This is a genomic window from Mesotoga sp. HF07.pep.5.2.highcov (assembly GCF_003666285.1).
In the GTDB taxonomy this organism is placed as follows: Bacteria; Thermotogota; Thermotogae; order Petrotogales; family Kosmotogaceae; genus Mesotoga; species Mesotoga prima.
Window position 1 is genome coordinate 1 of the sequence record NZ_JFHJ01000308.1, and the last position, 20,676, is coordinate 20,676.

Annotated in this window: 16 protein-coding genes and 1 pseudogene; 11 read left to right on the forward strand and 6 right to left on the reverse strand. The window is 45.0% G+C overall.

The genetic code is table 11. From position 1 onward, the window contains the following. The 10 genes and pseudogenes from BG32_RS06770 to BG32_RS06815 all read left to right on the forward strand — a co-directional run. Nucleotides 1–1,898, forward strand: a 1,898-nt coding sequence (locus BG32_RS06770; protein WP_121526597.1) for an NEW3 domain-containing protein, incomplete at its 5' end; no start/stop codon positions are given. 193 nt (nt 1,899–2,091) lie between these two features. Next, nucleotides 2,092–3,237, forward strand: coding sequence for an ROK family transcriptional regulator (locus BG32_RS06775; RefSeq protein WP_257211918.1), 1,146 nt, complete (start codon nt 2,092–2,094; stop codon nt 3,235–3,237). Between the two features lie 28 nt (nt 3,238–3,265). Continuing rightward, a complete protein-coding gene (locus BG32_RS06780; protein ID WP_099771716.1) occupies nt 3,266–4,510 on the forward strand; it encodes an extracellular solute-binding protein in 1,245 nt (414 codons plus the stop codon). 55 nt (nt 4,511–4,565) lie between these two features. After that, nucleotides 4,566–5,453, forward strand: coding sequence for a carbohydrate ABC transporter permease (locus BG32_RS06785; RefSeq protein WP_099771717.1), 888 nt, complete (start codon nt 4,566–4,568; stop codon nt 5,451–5,453). 17 nt (nt 5,454–5,470) lie between these two features. After that, nucleotides 5,471–6,292: a carbohydrate ABC transporter permease gene (locus BG32_RS06790; protein ID WP_099771718.1), complete on the forward strand. Its 822-nt coding sequence runs from the start codon at nt 5,471–5,473 to the stop codon at nt 6,290–6,292. A 5-nt stretch (nt 6,293–6,297) separates the two neighbouring features. After that, nucleotides 6,298–7,179 (forward strand): amidohydrolase family protein, encoded by an 882-nt coding sequence (locus BG32_RS06795; protein WP_099771735.1) that lies wholly within the window; start codon nt 6,298–6,300, stop codon nt 7,177–7,179. Nucleotide 7,180: 1 nt separating this feature from the next. Then, complete coding sequence (locus BG32_RS06800; RefSeq protein WP_099771719.1) at nt 7,181–8,617, forward strand: lyase family protein; 1,437 nt, start codon at nt 7,181–7,183, stop codon at nt 8,615–8,617. A 12-nt stretch (nt 8,618–8,629) separates the two neighbouring features. Then, on the forward strand, nt 8,630–9,469 hold the full coding sequence (locus tag BG32_RS06805) for a fumarate hydratase (RefSeq protein WP_099771720.1): 840 nt from the start codon (nt 8,630–8,632) through the stop codon (nt 9,467–9,469). Further along, entirely contained in the window at nt 9,438–9,938 is a 501-nt protein-coding gene (locus BG32_RS06810; RefSeq protein ID WP_099771721.1) for a FumA C-terminus/TtdB family hydratase beta subunit, read from the forward strand. The genes BG32_RS06805 and BG32_RS06810 overlap by 32 nt, the downstream gene beginning before the upstream one ends. Further along, nucleotides 9,938–11,172: pseudogene (locus BG32_RS06815) on the forward strand (NADP-dependent malic enzyme). The gene BG32_RS06810 and the pseudogene BG32_RS06815 overlap by 1 nt, the downstream one beginning before the upstream one ends. A 235-nt stretch (nt 11,173–11,407) precedes the next feature. Here BG32_RS06815 and BG32_RS15565 read toward each other — a convergent pair. The 4 genes from BG32_RS15565 to BG32_RS06830 all read right to left on the reverse strand — a co-directional run bounded on the left by BG32_RS15565 (nt 11,408) and on the right by BG32_RS06830 (nt 15,280). Continuing rightward, complete coding sequence (locus BG32_RS15565) at nt 11,408–11,545, reverse strand: hypothetical protein (protein WP_180274825.1); 138 nt, start codon at nt 11,543–11,545, stop codon at nt 11,408–11,410. A 381-nt stretch (nt 11,546–11,926) separates the two neighbouring features. Beyond that, nucleotides 11,927–12,052: a hypothetical protein gene (locus BG32_RS16365; protein WP_259459574.1), complete on the reverse strand. Its 126-nt coding sequence runs from the start codon at nt 12,050–12,052 to the stop codon at nt 11,927–11,929. Between the two features lie 155 nt (nt 12,053–12,207). Beyond that, complete coding sequence (locus BG32_RS06825; protein ID WP_099771724.1) at nt 12,208–13,230, reverse strand: DNA-processing protein DprA; 1,023 nt, start codon at nt 13,228–13,230, stop codon at nt 12,208–12,210. Then, nucleotides 13,211–15,280 (reverse strand): RecQ family ATP-dependent DNA helicase, encoded by a 2,070-nt coding sequence (locus BG32_RS06830; RefSeq protein ID WP_099771725.1) that lies wholly within the window; start codon nt 15,278–15,280, stop codon nt 13,211–13,213. The genes BG32_RS06825 and BG32_RS06830 overlap by 20 nt, the downstream gene beginning before the upstream one ends. 790 nt (nt 15,281–16,070) lie before the next feature. Here BG32_RS06830 and BG32_RS06835 point away from each other — a divergent pair. Continuing rightward, nucleotides 16,071–16,379, forward strand: coding sequence for a hypothetical protein (locus tag BG32_RS06835; RefSeq protein WP_099771726.1), 309 nt, complete (start codon nt 16,071–16,073; stop codon nt 16,377–16,379). 242 nt (nt 16,380–16,621) lie between these two features. Here the strand turns inward: BG32_RS06835 and BG32_RS06840 are convergent, their stop codons facing one another. Together BG32_RS06840 and BG32_RS06845 are read right to left on the reverse strand one after the other, a co-directional pair. Beyond that, the gene (locus tag BG32_RS06840) at nt 16,622–18,442 is read right to left on the reverse strand and encodes an MGH1-like glycoside hydrolase domain-containing protein (protein WP_257211919.1); all 1,821 of its coding nucleotides are present in this window, start codon (nt 18,440–18,442) and stop codon (nt 16,622–16,624) included. Nucleotides 18,443–18,599: 157 nt separating this feature from the next. Continuing rightward, nucleotides 18,600–20,585 carry a S9 family peptidase gene (locus BG32_RS06845; protein WP_099771727.1) on the reverse strand — a complete coding sequence of 662 codons (1,986 nt, stop codon included), beginning with the start codon at nt 20,583–20,585 and terminating at the stop codon, nt 18,600–18,602. Nucleotides 20,586–20,676 lie beyond the last annotated feature (91 nt).

Genomic DNA, 20,676 nt, shown 5'->3' on the forward strand with positions numbered 1-20,676 from the left:
CCGAACAACTGGAAGAAGGATTACAGGTTTGGGACGTTCCAAAGTTCTACCAGGCTGGTTCCGGTGGTATAAGCATCAACACTGGAGAATACAACTACATCCTTGGTTATTCCGCTTCACAAATCGGTTCTATTGCTAGGGGAAGCCACAAGTGCCAGGGAATGTCAGGAAGTCTCGGAAGTCTCGGAGATGCCTTCTCCAGATACGTCTTGCTTAGAAGCACCGTTGGAACTGAAGAGACTTCGCTTCTTGATAACATTGACACCTCTTTGAAAGCGATATCAAATGGAATCGAAGGAGGACCAGCTTTGATCTCTGATCTCGATGGGATGTTGCTGGAATTGAACGGAATTGCAAACGCTATAGTCGCGGGATTTGACGCGATGAATCCTCTTTCGGTCGGTGAAGAGCTTCTTGAAGGATTGGGCTTAGTTAGGGAAATAATTGCTTTTGCACAGGAAGCTGATCTAACCAGAAACGATAAAGCACTCCTACTTGAGAGACTTGCAATGAAGGAAGAGGATTTTGTCGCTGCTTGTAACGAGCTTTTCTCAACGAGAGTAGTTGTAGAAGCAGAAGACTTAGCCATAGTTCCTGGACAAACATTTGAGGTTACAGTGTCCTTCTGGAATCTAGGTGGTCAGAATGTCGATTCAGTAAAACTGGGTCTAGACGTACCGAAGGGTTGGACGGTAGTTGGAGGAGAAGTATTTGAGGACGTAGCTTTCAACCAAAGTTGTGAGGCGGTTTTTACGGTTACTGTCGCGGAAGATGCTCCCTACACTGATGCTTTTGATGAGAATCCAATCACCGGATTTGCTGAATGGGAAGTATCGGGAACATCTGTATTGGCCGAGGCAGTTGCAGATGCTAGAGTGGTGCCTCAGGTTTCGATATCCACAGAACCTGAAAGGTTGATGGCTCCAGCGAGTTCATCTTCAATCGTAAGATCAATTGCTGTCAAGGTTCAGAACAATACTGCAAATGAGATTTCTGGAGAAGTAGTTCTTGACCTCCCGGCTGGATGGGAGTTAGTTACAGAAGATACGTCGTTCGTTCTTGGGCGTGAGAATGAATCAACAACTTTAGAGATTGATTTCATGATTCCTGCCAACGCACCTCTTGGCCAATCCGAGATTGTTGTAGAAACCATAGTTGATGGTAAGGTATTCAATCAAGGGTACCAGATCATCGCATATCCTCACATCGAAACGAAATATCTCTACAAGCCTTCGGTCTTCAATGTTGCAGTTATCGATGTGAAAGTTGCTGCCGATCTAAAAGTTGGTTATGTGGATGGTGGGCTGGATATCAATACTGTGTACCTCAGACAGATGGGAGTAGATGTCACCGAATTGAGCCCTGCTGACCTTGCCGCTGGTGATCTAAGTCAATACGACACTATCGTCATAGGTACGAGAGCAGCTACAGCAAGACCGGATATTGAGGCGAACTCTGCAAGGCTTAATGAGTACGTATTCAGTGGTGGTAACCTGATCGTTCAGTATCATAAGACAGGCGAATACAGTGGCAGCTGGGCACCCTACGACTTTACTATTAGTAGAAACAGAGTCACAGTCGAGGAAGCCGAGATGAAAATACTTGTTCCAGATCACCCAATTTTCAACTGGCCAAATGTAATCGGAGATTCAGACTGGGAGGGCTGGAAACAGGAGAGAGGTCTCTACTTCCCGAACAAATGGGCACCTGAGTTCACTCCATTAATTGACACCGATGATCCCGGCGAGGATATCATGCCAGGATCACTATTGATTGCAAACTACGGAGAGGGGACGTACATCTACACCGCGCTCGTATGGTACAGACAGCTTGATTATCTTGTGCCGGGTGGATATAGAGTCTTCTCGAATATGTTGAGTTTACCAAAGGTAAAGTGAGGCAATTAGAGAATCCGGGGGCCCCAAAGGTCCCCGGTTCTATGAACTATCAAATATTGAGAAAACTGACGATAATTGATTCCCTTCGTCCTTCACAATCTGTATTAAGCTCAGCTCGCCAGTATCCCTGTTTATAAGAGAAGAGAGTCATGAAGTATAATGTTAGTAAGTTAGCCTACTTAACGAAGCAAAGGTGATTCCATTGAGTCGATGCTTGCGCGAAACTGAAGAAAAAATAATGCGAATCGTTAGAGATGAGGGTCTGGTCTCCAGAGCAGATATAGCCAGAAAGAGTGGTTTGAGCAAACCTGTAGTGTCAGTAATTGTGAACAATTTCATCTCTCAGGGTTCAGTAGTTGAAGTAAAAGAAGGAGAAAGTTCAAATCGCGGCGGGAAGAAGCCCATGCTGTTATCTTTCGTTCCCACTTACAAGTACGTGGTTGGCGTAGATGTCGGAGGTAACAAACTGATCTCTATACTCTCGGATCTTGATGGAAATATTGTTGAGAAGGTAAGATTCTCTACTAAATCTATTTCAAATGAGAAGACATTTCTAGAGATTGTGGAAATGGCGATATCTCAGGTAATGAAAGTCCCAGTCTCGAAAGTAATGGGAATCGGACTCGGTGTTCCAGGAACTGTAGATCCTGAGAGTGGATTGATTTTTTATATGCCCGCATTTGGGCTCCGAAAAGTGAATTTGCGTGATTATATCGAAAAGAGATTCGAAGTTCCAACATTTGTTTCGAATGACGTGACACTTAACGCTCTCGGTGAGTTGTGGGCTGGAGCTGCAAAGGGATGCAGAAATGTCTTTCTGACAGCACTTGGTACAGGAACAGGTGCTGGATTAATCATAAACAACGAGCTTTACGAAGGATCAAGCGGAGTTGCTGGAGAGATAGGGTATATGATAACCGACTGGAGCAGAGAGAAGAATCTGAGCTTTGTGTTTGGAAGCCTTGAAAGCTGGTTCTCGGGATACGCCTTTGAAAAGCTTCTTTCGGAGTTTGAAAACGAACCGTCGGTCGCACAGATGTTTGATCATTCAGACACAAATCCGAGATTCAGAGAGATAGTTACGGTTGCTTGTGAGCACCTTAGCGTGGTTATCGCGAATGTCATCACACTGCTTGATCCAGATGTTGTTGTCATAACCGGTGGAATTGGTTACAACCAATACGATAGGATAGTCAGTTTAATAATGCCGGTACTAAAGAGGACCGTTCCTCCTGAAATACTTGAGCGCGTTACTTTCAAGCGTGGAGAGTTGGGCGAACTAGGGGTTTCGTTAGGCGCTGTGTGCAATGTTCAAAGAAAGGTCTTCATGGAAGTATGAGCAACATCACTATTTTGGAGGTGGGCAAATGAAAAGAGCATTGTTGTTTCTTCTGGTAAGTTTGGTTGTCTTCGCCAGTTTTGCTGGCGCAGTGAAGATTACCTTCTGGCAGTACTACTACGAAACAAAAGTGAAACTCGTAGATCAGCTTATCGAAGAGTTCGAAAAGCAGAATCCTGGGATCGAAGTAGAGCACGTTACTTTCCCCTACGAGAATTTCAACGAGAAGGTCGCGGTGTCTGTTCCTGCCGGAGTCGGGCCTGATGTTCTTACTCTTTTCTACGGATGGATTCCACTTTACGTTACTTCAGGATATCTAGTTCCTCTTCCTGAAAGCGAATTTTCCCCTGAATATCTTAGCAGTCAGTTTTTTCCTTTCGTATCCAAAGGAATTGAGTTTGACGGAGTTCCCTATGCCCTTCCAACGGCCGTAAGATCTCTAGCACTCTTCTGGAACAAGGATCTGTTTGCAGAGGCTGGTCTCGATCCGGAGTCTCCGCCAACGACTTTCGCCGAGATGGTCGAATTTGCAAAGAAGCTCACGAAGTACGACGACAAGGGCAACATAATTCAGGAAGGTCTGACAATGCAGCCATCCGGTCAGGGTCACCAGTGGATTAGAGAAGTCCTTGTCAGACAGCTCGGTGGAACACCCTACAGTGCTGACAATAGAACGGTTCTCTACTCCCTGACTGCACCCGACACTCTGAAGGTATATACCGACCTGATAACGGAAGATAAGGTCGGTTATCCGGGATTCCTGAACGACGATGTAACGGCCTTCAGATCTCTCAAAGCAGCAATGACGATCGACGGCTCTTTCAGGCTTGGAACTTTCAGACCTCTTGAGAACCTCAACTGGGGAGTTACGGAGCTTCCATCGATGAACGGAGTGAAGTCTAACTTCGCATCTTTCTGGGCGCACGCCATAACTACCAATGCAACCGGCGAAAAGCTGGATGCTTCGATCAAGTTCCTGAAATTCATAACCTCAGAATATGCTCAGAAGCTCTGGCTTGAACAGGTCGGCGAGCTTCCCGCCAACCCGAATGTCGCAGCCGCTTATTATGATCATCCCGAATACGGACCGTTCCTCAAGGGTCTCGAGTACGCCCATGCGACTTTCTTCGTTGACGAAAGCGGACAACGCCAGGTCCTGATGGATGCTGTAGACAAGGTATGGATACAGGGTATGGATCCTGTTAAGGCTTTCGAAGAAGCTGCAGTTGAAGATCAAGCAATAATAGACGAGTTCTGGTCCAGGGTAGAGTAATTTGAAGAGCAGGTGGCCGTGGCATAGCCACGGCCGTTCTCTTTGGGGGTAAAGAATGAAGATAAGTCAGAAGAGAATCCTTACAGCTTATGTTTTCCTGGCTATCCCATTGGTTTTCTATATTGTTGTGCGTTTCTATCCGATGATATATACCTTCTGGTTGAGTTTCACAAACTGGAAGCTAATTTCACCAAATAAAGATTTCGTTGGGTTCGACAATTTCGTGAAGCTTTTCAAAGATAAAGTGTTCGTGACTTCTCTCTGGAATACCCTTAAATACGTGACTTACGGTGTACCTCTCGTCATAGTCCTGTCCCTCTTTTTGGCCACTACGCTGAACAGGGTTCGACATCTGCAGTGGTTTTACCGTTTGTTGTACGTGATGCCCTATATCACACCACTTGTGGCAGTAAGTTGGGTTTGGAGATGGATCTATCAGCGGCCACCGGCAGGAATATTAAACAATCTTCTTATGGCCTTCGGCCTTGACGCACAACCCTTTTTGAGCAGTATGAATCAGTCTCTGCCGGCAATTGTTGTTACGACAGTTTGGGTAAATCTGGGATATTGCATCATTATCTATCTCGCCGGCCTGCAAACGATACCTCAAGAGTACATAGAAGCCGCCAAAATTGATGGAGCAACTTCGAAGCAATCTTTCTTCAAAATCACATTGCCTCTTCTAAACCCGATTACAGTTTTTCTTGTAGTTACACAGAGCATTACATTTCTGAGGATCTTCACGCAGGTTTACAACATGACCGATCAAGGATCCGGCGGTCCCTTGAACTCGACAAAACCCTTGGTACTGTACATATATCAGAAAGCCTTCAGATCTTTTGATATGGGTCTCGCTTCTAGTGCGACTGTTATACTTTTTATGATCATTATGGGCATTACCCTGATACAACTACTGGTATTGAATAAGCGAGTCCAATACTGATTGGTGGGTGGTTATGCATGACTAGGGCATACAGGAAAACAAGTATTTTTGCCTATATATTTCTAACGATCTTTGCCATTGTGATGGTTTTTCCCTTCGTGTGGATGTTTTCCTCTTCTTTCAAGTCAACCGAAGAGATCTATGAAATGACGGTGATACCAACAGAACCAACTCTGGAAAACTACGAGTTCATTTTCAACTATTCTATGTTTCCGAGATGGTTTTTGAACAGCATGATCGTAGCTGTGGTAACAACAATTTCTGTTCTCTTCTTTGATTCGCTGGTGGGTTATACACTCGCCAAGTACAATTTTCCGGGAAAGAACATCATATTCATTCTGATTCTTAGCACACTAATGATTCCTACCGAAATGTTAGTGATTCCCTGGTACATAATGGTTAGACAATTGAGGTGGATGGAGACCTACTGGAGCATAATGTTTCCGGGTATGATAAGTGCTTTCGGTGTCTTTCTAATGAAGCAGTTCATGACGACAATACCAAACGATCTACTGGACGCCGCGAGAATCGACGGGGTTTCCGAATTTGGAATATTTATGAGAATAGTCATGCCACTTGTCAAACCGGCTCTCGCGACACTGGCGATCTTCAATTTCATAGGCAACTGGAATGCTTTTCTTTGGCCTTTGATAGTTGCCCAAACACCGAAGATGTATACTCTTCCAGTTGGTTTGTCTTATTTCTCAAGTGAGAACCTAACCAGTTGGGAGTTGATTATGACTGGAGCTGCTGTTTCAACTATTCCTTTGATAATCTTCTTCATAATTTTCCAAAAGCAAATTGTGAAGGGAATTGCTATGTCGGGATTGAAAGGGTGATTGTCATGAGGATTATTGATTCTCACGTTCATTTTCCTTCTCCAGATCTCTTCGGAAGGCCCAAGGGTGATGTTCACCCTTGGGTTATGCAAGAACAAGCTCGCTGGAGAAAGGCTTGGCAGTTTGATAGAGCGGAACCACTTGCCTCTCAAGATGAACTGGTAGAGCGATGGTACAAAGAGGCGACCAAGTACGATATCTCGGTAGTCTTTGTCACTTCTGGTGGAAATGAAGTCATGTCGGAGATAGTCAAAGCTCATCCCGACAGGTTTTATGGCTATGCTCATCACGATCCCTCTCTGAAAGAGGCTCCTACCCTACTTGAGAAATCTATAAGAGAGCAGGGACTCAAAGGGTATAAGATACTTGGGCCGGCAGTGGATACTCCCCTGGACAGCAAGGAACTCTACCCTGTTTGGGAAGTAGCTCAGGGAGAAAACATACCTGTTTTGATTCATTTCGGTATTATGGGCTCAGCTGGCGGAATTGCTAACCATGTGAATATCAATCCGCTGATAATTCACGATGTGGCAAAGAGCTTTCCCAACATGAGAATAATAGTGCCACATTTCGGTTGTGGATACGTCTTTGAAACCCTGAATCTCTGCTGGGCCTGTCCCAACGTGTACATCGACACCAGCGGATCGAACCAGTGGATGAAATGGATGCCTTACGAAGTAAATCTTGAGATGCTTTTCAGAAAATATAGAGAGACTATAGGTCCCCGAAGAATCATATTTGGAACAGACTCTAGCTATTTCCCAAGGGGCTATGCGAAATCTTATTTTGACGAACAGTACAAGGCCATGATAAACGTAGGATATTCAGATGATGAAATCGACAGAGTGGTCTTTGGCAACATAGACGACCTTCTAAACGGGAGGTAGTATGAGATTTTCTCCGATTTACACGAAGTACGTTCTCGGAAGATCTTACAAGCACTGGGCGACATCTCTTCTTGATGAGTTCAGGAAGCAAAACAAGGCCCATTTGGTCATGCTTGCAAGGCAAGGAATAGTTGATTCGAACACTGCCTCTGCTCTGAAAAGGGCGATTATCGAACTGGATTCTACATTGAAGATACCCGAAGAAATCCCTGAAGGAGTCGAGGATCTCTTCTTCTTCTATGAGAAGCAGTTGGAACTTCTTATCGGAGAAAAGGCTGGATCACTCCACACGGCCAGAAGTCGGAATGACATGGATGCGACAGTTTTCAGATTGTACGTGAGAAAGCTGATGATTTCACTTATGAAACAGATGCTATCTATTACTAGAACTCTTATTGATAAGATAAAGAGGTCTAGAGAGCAACTCCTGGTTCTGTACACACATGGACAGCCCGCGCAGGTATCGACTCTTGCCCACTATCTTTCATCTTTCCTTCTGGAGTTTCTCGAAGGACTGGAGGGATTGCACGCCTCCATGAAAGTCGTAAATCAATGCCCTCTTGGAGCAGCGGCAATTACAACCACTGGATTCAATATTGACCGACAGCTGGTTTCTGATCTGCTTGGTTTCGACAGACCGGTACCGAACTCTTACCAGGCAATCGTAACCTCCCACTGGCTAACCTATCCATCAATGTGGTTGAAAAGCATTCTTAATGACATAACGCGTCTTATGGCTGACATGGGTCACAAAGCTTCTTGCGAAGTAGGAATGCTAAGATTTCCCGATGAACTCGTGCAGGTTTCCAGCATAATGCCACAAAAGAGGAATCCAGTCATTATCGAACATATCAGAATCCAATCCGGAATGGCAGCCGGTGATTTCCAGAGCCTTATAGATCTCTTCCACAACGTTCCCTATCAGGATGTTAATGAGGTGGCTGACGCTCCTGTAACCAGCTTCACCAGAGGTTATGAAACGTTTTCCGGTCTTCTGGAGTTATTGGAAGAAACGCTCCTGAAGGCTTCTGTCGATGAGCAAAAAGTTAATCATATAGCAATCTCTACGGGAACAACGACTACGGAACTGGCTGATGAACTAGTAAGGAGAGAAGCGATTTCTTTCAGGACGGCTCACACTGTTACGAGCGCTTACGTGAAATCGGGATACTCTTTTGAGGCTTTACGCAGAAAGTTCTCCGAGCTTGTGGGGAGAGTATTGAACATGAGCGATTCGGAACTAGAAAGCATTCTTTCTCCCAAGCATTTTGTGCAGATACGTGAAATCCCCGGAGGACCGTCTGCTTCTGCTATGGAAAGTCTCATTCATTCGATAGAAGAAAGGACTGAAGCAATTGCAGACTCCCTGTGGAAACTAGTAGAAGACATTGCAGAGAGCGAGAAACGTCTATCGGTAGAGTTCAATGGTCTTGGTTGACGGGGTGAAGCTTTGATTTCGGCTGAAGAAATAACTGGGGTGCTTGGAGAAGCAATTTCGAGGGCAAATACGGAGATTGATCCCGAAATTGTGAAACTGCTTGATCTCTACGAAGGACCTTTTTCAGGAGTGCTGAAGGAAAATGCAGAAGATGCAAAAGCAATGGGGCTCCCCATTTGTCAGGATACAGGTTTTCTAGAGTTTTTCGTCTTTCAGGGAAACGAAGTAACGCTGGAAGAACCGATTGTTGAAACGTTGAATCTGACAGTCAAGAAGGTTTATACCAGCGAACCTTTTAGATACTCTGTGGTGTCCGATCCTCTTTTGAAGAGAGAGAATACTGGAGACAACTCTCCAGCCATTTGCCATCTCTTTCCTGTAAGGGGGAATAAACTGGAAATACGCTTTCTTGTAAAAGGAGGAGGAAGCGAGAACCTTTCTAGACTTTTCATGCTTAATCCCGCTTCGACTGTGGATGAGGTGGTCCACACAGTCGTTGAATCAATAAGAGAGAGTGGGGCTAGAGGTTGCCCTCCACTAAAAATTGGAATAGGGATAGGTGGAAGTTCAGACAAAGCCATGGTTCTTGCTAAGCTTGCGCTTACCAAATCTATTAATGAAAAACATTGCGACAAGGAATATGCAGCTCTGGAAGAAAGAATTCTGAAAGATGTCAACGATCTGAGAATTGGTTATCAGGGTTTGGGAAAAGGGATAACTGCTTACTCGGTGCATATTGAGACTTACCCTACGCACATCGCAACAATACCGATTGGGCTTGCAACGGACTGTTTTATCGCCAGAAAGGGGAGAATAATCCTTGAAGATCGAAGAACTGCGCGCTGGAGATGAACTTCTCTATTCAGGCGAGTTTCTTGTAATGAGAGACGCCGCACAGAAAAGGCTAAAAAAGATGATTGAAGAAAATGAAGAAATACCAGTTTCTCTAAATAGTGCAATAGTTTTCTATGCGGGACCGGCAAAACCAACGAAAGTTTCTTTCGGCGCCATAGGTCCTACTACTTCCAGTAGGATGGATTCATTTCTAGAGATGCTATATATGAAAGGCGTTTTAGCAACAATAGGCAAGGGAAAAAGGGGACCATTGGCTGCAACGCTTTGCAGGGATTACAAGAGAGGCTACTTTCTCGCTCCCAGTGGTGCCGCCGCCGCTCTGGCCAGTAGGATATCCGATTTGACTGTCTTGGCTTTTGAGGATCTCGGTACTGAAGCGATATTCAGAGTCCAGGTTAAAGATTTCCCACTGTATGTTGCTATCGACTCCCTTGGAAACGATGTTTTTGCTTTGAATAGAAGGTGATCAGCTTGAACGAAGAAGCACTGAGACTCCATAAAGAACTGCGAGGAAAACTTGAGGTGAGAAGTAGAGTTCGTGTGGATAGCATGAAGCTATGTCACTTGCCTATACTCCCGGAGTTGCAGACGTCTGTAGAATCATAAACGAGAATAATGAGTTAGCCTACGAGTATACCAACAAATGGAACTATGTCGCAGTTATTTCGGACGGAACAGCCGTTCTCGGTCTTGGAGACATTGGCCCTGAGGCCGGTCTGCCTGTCATGGAAGGCAAAGCTCTGTTATTCAAAGAATTCGGAAATGTGGATGCCTTTCCTCTCTGTGTAAACGTCCATCAACCCGATGAGATAATTGCCTTCGTTCAGGCTCTGTCTCCCACGTTTGGCGGAATAAACCTCGAAGATATCTCCTCTCCAAAGTGCTTCTACATTGAACAAGAGCTTCAGCGAAGGCTCGACATACCGGTCTTCCATGACGACCAACACGGAGCGGCAATCGTAGCCACTGCCGCATTGCGAAATGCTCTGAAGATAGTAAATAAGAAGATGGAAAACCTGAGAGTCGCAATGGTTGGGATTGGAGCCGCTGGTGGAGCAACGATCAAGATGTTGCTCGCGGCCGGCGTAAGAGACATCATTGCAGTTGACAGAAACGGTGTTCTTAACAAAAACGATCCCAGGACGCTCTTGAATGAATTTCATCGTGAGATTGTCCAGGAAATCAATCCAGACAACCTCTCTGGTGACCTGGCAAAGGCTGTGAAGGGCGCCGATGTTTTTATTGGCACTTCGGTTGGAGGTATCGTTTCAGCTGAGATGATAAAATCAATGTCGGAAAAGGCCATTGTCTTCGCTTTAGCAAATCCAGTTCCCGAGATTATGCCCGACATTGCAAAAGAAGCTGGGGCAAAGATTGTTGCAACTGGAAGATCGGATTTTTCGAACCAGATAAATAACGTCCTCGCTTTCCCAGGCATATTCAGAGGAGCGCTAGACGTCAGATCCAGAGAAATCAACGAATCCATGAAGCTTGCTGCCACTGATGCGCTCGCTGATGCCGTCAGCGACGACAAGCTATCCGCTGACAATATACTCCCGAAAGTCTTCGAACCAGGAATCGCCCGCAGAGTTGCGATAGCGGTTGGCAAAGCTTCGATAGAGTCAGGTTCTGCTACGATCAACGTATCACTTGACGATGTTGAAGCTTTAGTCGATAAAAGCTTAGAAAGGATATACTGAAAAAACAGACAAAAAGAAAGCACCTATTTGAGTTGATTTAACTATGGAGTCATTAGTACATGTGCTTCTCGACAAAGATGGAGGCTTTCCCTTGGTAGAGTTTAGTCGTAATACTTCTTGATTTTCAGTCTCTGCCTTTTGGACAGGCTTTAGACAGGTTGCTGTGAAATTTGAGACTCGCTTTTCTAGACTATCAAACAGCTCCCGCAAGAGATTGCAGCCGTTTGGTTCAAGATCATCTCAGGAAAAAAACAAGGGGTTCTATCTCTACGCTGGTCTTTGAGATTTGAAGGAAATCAGAAGTGCTTTCAGGTGCTCCATGGGCGACGACAACTCTGAATGGAGGGTCACCGTACATTCTTAGATTGTCCATCTCTTTTCGCCTCCAGTTTGGAGTGTTCTCCTCTGCTCTCTGCAATTACCTCTCTTTCACTGCTGTATTCTACTCCATCCTTATCCATGGTACTGGCATTCTCTTAGCTACATTAACGCCAAGAGAGTTTCGAACAGGGCATTCGAATACCGGTTGTTACATCCAAGATTTGACAGCAGAAGATCTGAAAATAGCCAAACTAGCTAGATAATTGAAAGAAAGAGATGATTATCTATCTCTTTGTCCTTGGGCATTATCAATATGATTCACTGCTTACTATGCTATATCAGCAAATAGGATGAGACTCCTATCCTTGCCCCCAAAAAAATCTCACTTAGATCTCAACCATTAATTTCATACCAGTTCCATCGCTCTTTCTTTTCATTCGCTGAAGTCTAAAAACTGACAGGCAAACAGCGTGAAAACGTTTCCAAGCTTGAAGTAAAAGAGTGTCCAACCTACTTCGAAACCTGGCTTAACACCTAGTGACACGCTTACAATCTTCACAAACTCCATAGCCCTTTCTGGGAAACGAACTCATGTGTCTTGTTTATCTAAATGATGTCGAACTCTTCGAAATAGCCTGCTAAAAGAGTCCAGAGTATGAGGCTGAGGTCACAGAAAGGAGTTCCATTAATTATCAGACCAAGGATAGAAAGCTCTCAGAACCAAAGCGGAAGCTGTTTCACATTTTGACCAATGAACGGCTCCTCTTCACTGTCTCTTTCGATCATGCCGGATAACAAACGGTATATGTCGGGCTCCCGGGAGATCATATCAATGTCAAGCGGTATCCCTCTCATATTTATTAGCTTTGCGTTTCCTCTTTCTTCCTTACCGAGGTCAAGCACAAACAGTGCGCAGTAATTCTTTTCAATGCATTCTGTAGCCCCTGACCAAGTCCCACCCTTTTCCAGATCACTTCGTACAACTATGCCAAAGTCGGAAAGCGAATAGATATATTTGTTTCTATCCATTGCCCTCCAAACAGTGAATTTCTCCCAAGGAGGGAACGCTGACAGCAATACGAGGCGACCATCCCTAACAAATCTGGAGATCTCATCCTTTATTATGAAACTCTTGAGAGAATCAGCTACAATACCGGCAGCAAGACCTCCGTTCTGAAGCGATCCCATCATAGCGTACATATCAACACCTTTTGCAGCACCGGAAACTACTGTTACACCTGACTGGGCACATTTTTCTCCCAAGAGATGAGCTTGATCAAGCAAAGACTGAGAGGTTCTTCTGGAACCTACGATTGAAATCGCCTTATTGTTTAGTATTGAAAGGTCTCCCGCGTAAAAAATCAATGGCGGCGCAAGATGCTTGAGCTTATCCAGCAGTTTGCTAGGGTACTCCGGTTCTGCACGCGATATCGCACGAATGCCTTTTTCTTCGAGATTTGAAAGCTCAATCGCGAGAGAGTGCTTCCTACTCAAAAGGCCAGCTATAAGCTTCGCAGATTTTTCGTCTATCTCAAGCTGCTCGCCGATCTCTGATTCGCTAAGTTCCAGGAGTTTGGAAGGCCTCGAAACTGCAGAAGAGGCAATGCGCCTGGCAAGGATGTTGAAATTCTTCAAGTTGAGAGGTTTGAGATCATCGTTCCGCTCTGCATCAAATCTAATTGTAAGGAGCATTATCGAATGTCTGTCAGATATGTAATCATGACTCGTCGTCATCATAACCACCTTCCCACGAAGCTGATAGAGCAAAGGGATAAACCGCACCGGCGTTTTTCTTCTTCAGCAGATAAGCTATTACCGTAAATGTCCATCTCGAATCGACCAGGTCATCAACAAGGAGGACTCTTTTACCCCCAAGGTCAAGAGAAACATCAAAAGCGGAGAGTACATTTTCAAACTGCATAGATGAGTTTTTCATGGCCTTTTGTTCATGTGTTTCCTTTTTCTTCACTACACAATCCGGTATGTAACTCAGACCAATCTCTTTAGCCAAAGCTTCCGCAAATCTAGAGACCAGATAGGGACGCCTGAGAGACGGAACGGACACAACAATTTCTGGAAACGGTTCAGGCGACCAGTAATCGGTAATCAACTCCTTAGAAGCGGCTACCAATTCACTTCTAAAATGTCCCCTTTCGTATTTGTCCTCCTTAACCATTCTACCCCAACCGGCATCACCATAAATGCTCAACGAATAACCAACCTCACATCTGAAGGGTTCCGGTATTTGAATGATGTTTTCAAATCGATGAGGGAATCTTTTCCTTGGCTCAATTCTCACAAATCTATTCTTAAGAAACTTTGAGGCTTTCTGAACGAGCTGATGGTTTGTAGCCCTGGGTCGAAAATCCCCCGCACAGTTGCAGCATCTACCGCAATCTTCACTGAGATAATCATCAAGCTTACTGACGACGTACTTCATAAGGCATCCTTTCAATTCAAACAATGCCTTCACATCCTTGTACTCTTGTTTTCTCTGATGAATTATTTCCTCCCACCTTTCACTGTTAGGACTCCACCTGTTTGCAGTCCTGATGTATCTGGAGCCATTTCTGGTAATAATGCCATCGATTTCAAGAATCTTAAGACACTTCTCGATTTCCGATATTTTAGCGTTTATTGATCTCATTATCTCGGCTTTACTTCTTGGAAACTGCCCAATCAATTCTACTAGCGTTTCAATGACCGCCCTTTCAGGAAAAGCATTTTCAAAGAAGTAATCGTGAATATCATCGTCTTCCTTACCTCCTAGAAGAATAACCTCTGCAGAATCTACTGATCTTCCTGCCCTCCCGATTTGCTGATAGTAGGCTACTATCGACGATGGAGTTTGAAAATGAATCACGAAACCAATGTCCGGTTTATCATATCCCATACCCAAAGCCACCGTACTAACCAAAGCTTTTACCTCGTTTTTCATCAGCAGTTTTTCCAGCTCTTCTTTTCTTTCGTTATTCATTTGCGCATGATATGCAGATGCATTTATATTGTTATCTTTGAGCCATCTGGCGACTCTTTCACAGTCAATCTTCGTCAGACAATAGATGATTCCTGATCCTGGAATGCTGGGTAAGTTCTCAGCAAGCCATGCCAGCCTTTCAGACTGATCTGCAAGTCTCACCGCCTGAAGTTTCAAGCTTTCTCGCTTCAGTGGACCTCTAATGGTAAGAAGATCTTTGCCGAACTGCTCTTCAATGTCTCTCACTACTCTGTCGTTGGCAGTAGCTGTTGTTCCTAACAATGGGGCTCCCTTCGGAAGATTTGAAACTATACGCACAATTCTTCGATAGTCTGGCCTGAAGTCATGACCCCAATCCGATATGCAGTGTACTTCATCGACTACAAGAAGTCCTATATTGAACGAGACGAATTTCTCAAGAAAACCTTTATTCCCTAGTCTTTCTGGTGAAATGAGGAGTATATCTACTTCATTTTTTCTTGTTCTTTCAATAATCTCTTCCCATTCAGTTGAATTCGTACTATTTACAGTTTCTGCGATGATTCCGATTCTCTTGGCCATGTCGATCTGATTTCTCATCAATGATAACAACGGACTTACAAGCAATACTACAGCCTTTGATTCTTTCCTCAGAAAGTATGCAGAAAGAAAGTATGTTATACTCTTTCCCCAGCCTGTTTTCTGAACAAGAAGAACCTTCCGGTGTTCGTTGACAACTGCGTTGATTGCTTCCCACTGATCTGGTCTGAATGACACCCCTTTTCCAAGCATTTTCTCCAGAATTTGCTGAGCTTCTTGTTTCTCTATCATCCGTTACCTCCGTGAATAGATTTACTACATGGAATATCAATTCTCTGAACTGTCATGACAAATCGAACAGAATGATTTCAACTATCGATAATAGACGACAGCGTAGTCGTCGTTGTCCTTAACAAAGCATATTCCCGCCCAGGAGCTCCAATGATCCTTGCAGAAGCTGAGACAAAGTCCCAGGGGATTCAAGATACTACAAGAAGTAGTATTCAGATAAGTGAAAAATTCGAATTCTTTGCGAGTCATTGCTAAACACCTAAAAACCTGCATATTCTAACTAGTTGTCAGTTATTGCCCAATTCATATGCCATATATTATTAGTTTACAAAGATTACAATAAAAAATCAAATCGCGCCGCTTACGAGAAAACTTTCACAGAGGTGTGAAACCATTAGCTAAGAATGGCTTTCAAGGATTCTGGTTCGTTCGGAAAAGATTTCTGAATTGATCCTTCTGGCATAGTCTCTGCCAATTCAGAAGACGTTTTCTCAGATCACTTCGAGTCTGTGGCTTCTTCACACGTGTATTCGTTGTTGGTACGGATTCACATTGGGTGCGAAGATGGTTCTATAAGAGTTTCTTTTTCAGGTGGTTTTACTTGTCGAAAGCTTCGTGTGCTAGACTAGCCTTGTCGGTTAAAGAATTGCTCTTACACACCGGAAATCGGGAATTATTTTCTGAAGAGCCGAGATTATTCAAGTTGCATTAGGCAGCAGATACTAAAGAATACATTACCGAGATATACTCATGACCGATTCTTGAATTAAAAACAACCCCAGGAGCAATTATGGCCAACAACAAAAGAGAAGAAGAATGGAAAGAAGTCAAGAAGAGATGCAAGGTCGGTGACGAAACGATACGAATGGCGAAGGAACTAGGTATAAATCCAAGGACTATGATAAAGAACATACCGAGCAAGGCCGAGAAGTGGAAGGCGCCCGTCGATGTCTGGATAAGAGAAATGTACGATAAGGTAAAAGAAAAGAGCGCAAAGAAAGCAAAAGCGAAGGCAAAGCGGCTGAGAAAAGAAAGCGAAGAATCTACCGACGGTTCGTCTCGACTGGATGACAGCGACAAATCAGATAAGCAAGACTGAAGGTCGTTATCATAGTTGTGAAAAGCTCTATGGCAATCAAAGGGCATAGATCCCGATTAATTCTTTTGTCTCTAAGAAAAGAGGACTGGAAAGCGTAAGTGGTATAACGAAACTTTTTAAAGCTCCGAGATGAAATATCTTCCGAACAAAAGCCTCTACAGCTAACGAAGACTATCATGTTTTCTTGAGTTAACTCGATATCCAGAATGATTTTAGAAGTTTCGAATTTCTAGAGATTCATTTCAGTCTAAATCAGGCGCCACAACACTTGAAATCACAAAGAGCGTTCCAATTGACCAGAGCTGAGGGGAACAACTTGCGGGATATTCCAAAAGACTCCCGGCTGTTTCAGATGAGGAGAGACCGCTGAAGAGTTCGGGGAGGCGATTGTCACGATACTTTTCCTTCGCTCTCAAGAGATCTGAGGCGAGCCTCTTTGTCTTTTCGGAAAAGCCGTAACTGATAAGCCCAAGCATAATCAGCGAGTTGTCGTGCGGCCAGACGCTTCCGTTATGGTACGAGAAGGGATTGTAGCGCTTCATCTTGCTCGAGAGAGTTCTTATTCCCCAGCCTGTGTACATATCCTCTGAGAAGAGTCTATCTGCCAGAGCATCTGCTTTGTCTTCGTCCACTATTCCAGTCATAAGGCAATGTCCGGGGTTAGAGGTTATCGAATCTACCGGAGTTTTGTTCTTGTCGAGAGCCGTAGCAAAGTAGCTCTCATTTTCGAGCCAGAAATCACGGTTGAAATTGATCTTCAAAGTTGCCGCTTTCGAAGCATAAAGAGAGGCCATCTCTCGTTTATCAAAGAGAACCATGAGCTTCTCGAGGCATTTGAAAGCATCGTACAAATAGCCCTGAACCTCTACGAGGGCAAGGGGCGGTTCGGCAAGCCTGCCGTCGGCAAAGTTCACCGAATCGGCAGAATCCTTCCAGCCCTGATTCACGAGTCCACCGCCAGAAGGAGCAAATTCGACATATCCGTCGTTATCGGGGTCGGCATATTCGTCGATCCACTTTGCGGCTGCAATGGTGTTTTTCTCGATGAATTTAATGAAGTCAAGGTCGCCTGTCTGCCGGTAGTACCTGTGAGATAGCATTATGAAGAGAAGGGTCGCATCGATCGTTCCGTAGTATCTTTCGAAAGGCAATCTTCCTGACAGAGAAAGCTCGTTCAGGCGGGTCTCGTGGACAATCTTTCCCGGCTGAGCCTCGGAATGAGTCTCTTCTTCACAACTCTGGAGAAGAGAATGGATCTTCAGTATGTTCCTCGTGATCTCTGGAAGAAGATCGACCGTCTGGAGTCCGAAGATTAAACTGTCTCTTCCGAAGACGGTGGCGTACCATGGAAGTCCTGCGCCCGGAAAATCACCATAGACCGTCGGAATCATAAGTATCTTCAGATCTCCAATTTCCCTTTCGCCTATTTGATTAACGTTCCTAGTAAACTGGAGATTCCCCACAGGTCTCTCTGAAAGCATATCCTTGAAGATCTCTTCTTTCTTCACTACCTTGCTCAATCTCAGTTTACCCGAGGCCGTCCCGCTTTGCCCCGGCCTGAGCTTTAGAGAGAGCGAGGGTAGCGAGTTTTCTATGACATCCTTTTCGAAGTCGCTTTCATACTCGAGGCTGTTGAGTGAAGAAGCCGATACCGTTCTGGATGTTTCCAGCCCACTGTAAGCATCGTTCTCTCCCCTTATCGTGAAGATATCTTCAAAGGCGCAGCTGATTTCGTAATCGAAAGTCAGCTGAACCTCTTCAAGCGAATAGTTTCTTACCGTCACTTCTGCGTACAACGTGTTTCCTTCCACACGGAGGGTTTCAGATAGGAAGATGTCGAAGTTAGAAACGTCGGGTCTTGATCTCCCCAGATAGCGGGCTTCTATTCGGTCCCATGAGAAATCTACATGGAGTCTCTTGAGGTAAATCGAGGCTTTCAGAGTCATTCTGGATATGAAGCGGGTATCTTCCAGATAAAGGCCTGACGCCTTTTCGCTCTCACAGTCTATAACCCCTCTTTCATCGGTAACCGCCATGAGATTTCCGTTCTTGAAGATCTTCACGAGTTCACCTCTCTTGCCGATCGCGCTAGTAGATTCCGAAATCTCTTTTTGCATCAAAATTGGCTGCTTTCAGGACTTTACTTTTAATAATTTCGACCAGCCGGCGTATTTTCGATTCGAAATCAAATAAAACAACTATAATAAGTAATTCTACTGGTTACTTCTCTTCGGTCTTCTCAATCTCTGACTGTTTAAGCATTAACGCCTCTTCAAGCGGTTCGCCGAGAAGATAGTGGCTGAACCAGGCGAGATTCTGTCTCATTATCGCTCTATGGAGACCGGGCTTGTCTGCGACGTGCCCCATGCCCTTGTAGATAACCAGCCTTACGGGAACGTTCATCTCTCTCAACCCCTGATAAAGTTCGAAGGCGTTCGGTGGTGGAACCCTGGTGTCCGAGCCGCCGTGTTGTATGAGGGTTGGTGTCGAAGCATTCTTAATGTAAGTCATCGGCGATGTCAGCTCGTATATCTGAGGATCTTCCCAGGGGTTGTTGCCGAGGTAGCGGTGACAGAATTGATGAATATCGGTGTTAACGTGATAGGTCACCCAGTTGGATATCCCAGCTCCCACCGAAGCGGCTTTGAATCTGTTCCCGTAAGTCGCACAGAAGGCCGAGATGTAACCTCCCTGGCTCCATCCCATGACTCCAACGAGGTCTTCATCCACGAAACCTTTTTCGATAAGATGATCGACGCCACTAACCACGTCTTCGTAATCTCCAATACCCAGGTTTCTGTAATTCAGCTTCCTGAAGTCTCTTCCGTAGCCTTCGCTGCCCCGGTAATTCGGCTCAAGTACGAGCACTCCTTTGGGCACAAGCTGCTCCACAGGATAGTAGCTGCTCGTGATCATCGCCGCTAGGGCAGTCCATGTCGGACCGCCGTGTACAAGCACTACGAGCGGGTATCTCTTGGAGCTGTCGAAATCTTCTGGAAGGTTGAGAACGCCGTGGATCTCAGTACCGTCGTAGCTTTTCCAGGAGATCCGTTCCTTCTTCACCCTTTTTCTCTCCGGGTAGGAAACGGCGATCTCCGTTATCTTCTTTCCATCTAAATAGATTTCAAGAGGCTCCGCATTGGTCCCCATCGCAGTCGCTATATGTTTACCATCATAGGTAACGCTGCAGGCCAGGATCATCTCGTCCTGATCTGTCAGACGTTCGAGATGGCCATTCATATCCAGCAGGCCGAGGCTCATTGTGCTATTCTCTATCCAGCTGACGAAGAAGCCCCTCTCTGTCCAGGAGACCAGTTCAACGTTCAGATCGTCTTCGACGTTGATCCGCTCTTTTGAGAGATTGGAGAGATCCACAATCTCGATAGCACCGTTATCCATCCAGGGGTCTTCTCCATCTGGCACCACGACAGCGAGTTCCTTCGAGTCAGGAGAGAAGGCGAAGCCTCTCGGATGCTTAAAGGGTAGTTCTTTCAGTTTTCTTTCGCTGTCCATAAGCATGACCTTGGCTTCATCGAAATCGTTGACGTCGCTTGTCGGCGGAGCCATGAGTGCCACGTAGTTACCGTCCGGAGAAAGAGAGATCGAAGAAACATGGAATTCCTTCTCATCTGTCAGTTTGTCGAAAAGGGTCTCTTCAGATCTCATATCCTTGGGCAGTTCGAACCTCGAAGAATACTCCTTCATCGCTCGTGAGAGATGAATGAAGAAAAGAGAGCTGTTTTTCGGTTCCTCGTCTATGTATTCGAATTCGCCGTAGTTCTCCTTCCTCTTTTTCAGTTCATCGCTTTCAGGAGAGGCGGCAACCAGGTAAAGCCCGTCGTTCTTTCTGCTCCACTTTACCTGGCTTATGTCGTTTTCGAAAGTCAGCAGCTTGAACGTTCGCTTCTCTTCGAAATCGAAGATCATGACGTCGTTCTTGTTTTCGCCGCCGGTCTTCTGGAGAAATGCAAGTTTACTCGAATCGGGAGACCAGTCGGGAAGAGAGCAGTCGAACTCATCGTTCGAGACATGCAGAGCGGTCTTAATTGCTGCATCATAAACCACAACTGTTTGCAAATACTTGTTTGTGTTCCAGTCGGCGCGCTTCAGTATATAGGCAAGTTTCTTTCCATCGGGCGAAATTACCGGATTGTTTACGATCGGAAGCGAAAGCTGCTCTTCAATCGTGAGATATCTGTCGCTCAAATCATACCCCTCCCATCTAACATAAGAAAACTATACTATCATAGTCTATCCTTTGGAAACAAACAAAAGACCCGCCAACAGTCTTCTCTCC

Coding starts and splice junctions, on each gene's coding strand:
- BG32_RS06790 (WP_099771718.1), top strand. CDS start 5,471: ATGACTAGGGCATACAGGAAAACAAGTATTTTTGCCTATATATTTCTA.
- BG32_RS06780 (WP_099771716.1), top strand. CDS start 3,266: ATGAAAAGAGCATTGTTGTTTCTTCTGGTAAGTTTGGTTGTCTTCGCC.
- BG32_RS06795 (WP_099771735.1), top strand. CDS start 6,298: ATGAGGATTATTGATTCTCACGTTCATTTTCCTTCTCCAGATCTCTTC.
- BG32_RS06825 (WP_099771724.1), bottom strand. CDS start 13,230: ATGATGACGACGAGTCATGATTACATATCTGACAGACATTCGATAATG.
- BG32_RS06800 (WP_099771719.1), top strand. CDS start 7,181: ATGAGATTTTCTCCGATTTACACGAAGTACGTTCTCGGAAGATCTTAC.
- BG32_RS06830 (WP_099771725.1), bottom strand. CDS start 15,280: ATGATAGAGAAACAAGAAGCTCAGCAAATTCTGGAGAAAATGCTTGGA.
- BG32_RS06785 (WP_099771717.1), top strand. CDS start 4,566: ATGAAGATAAGTCAGAAGAGAATCCTTACAGCTTATGTTTTCCTGGCT.
- BG32_RS15565 (WP_180274825.1), bottom strand. CDS start 11,545: ATGGACAATCTAAGAATGTACGGTGACCCTCCATTCAGAGTTGTCGTC.
- BG32_RS06835 (WP_099771726.1), top strand. CDS start 16,071: ATGGCCAACAACAAAAGAGAAGAAGAATGGAAAGAAGTCAAGAAGAGA.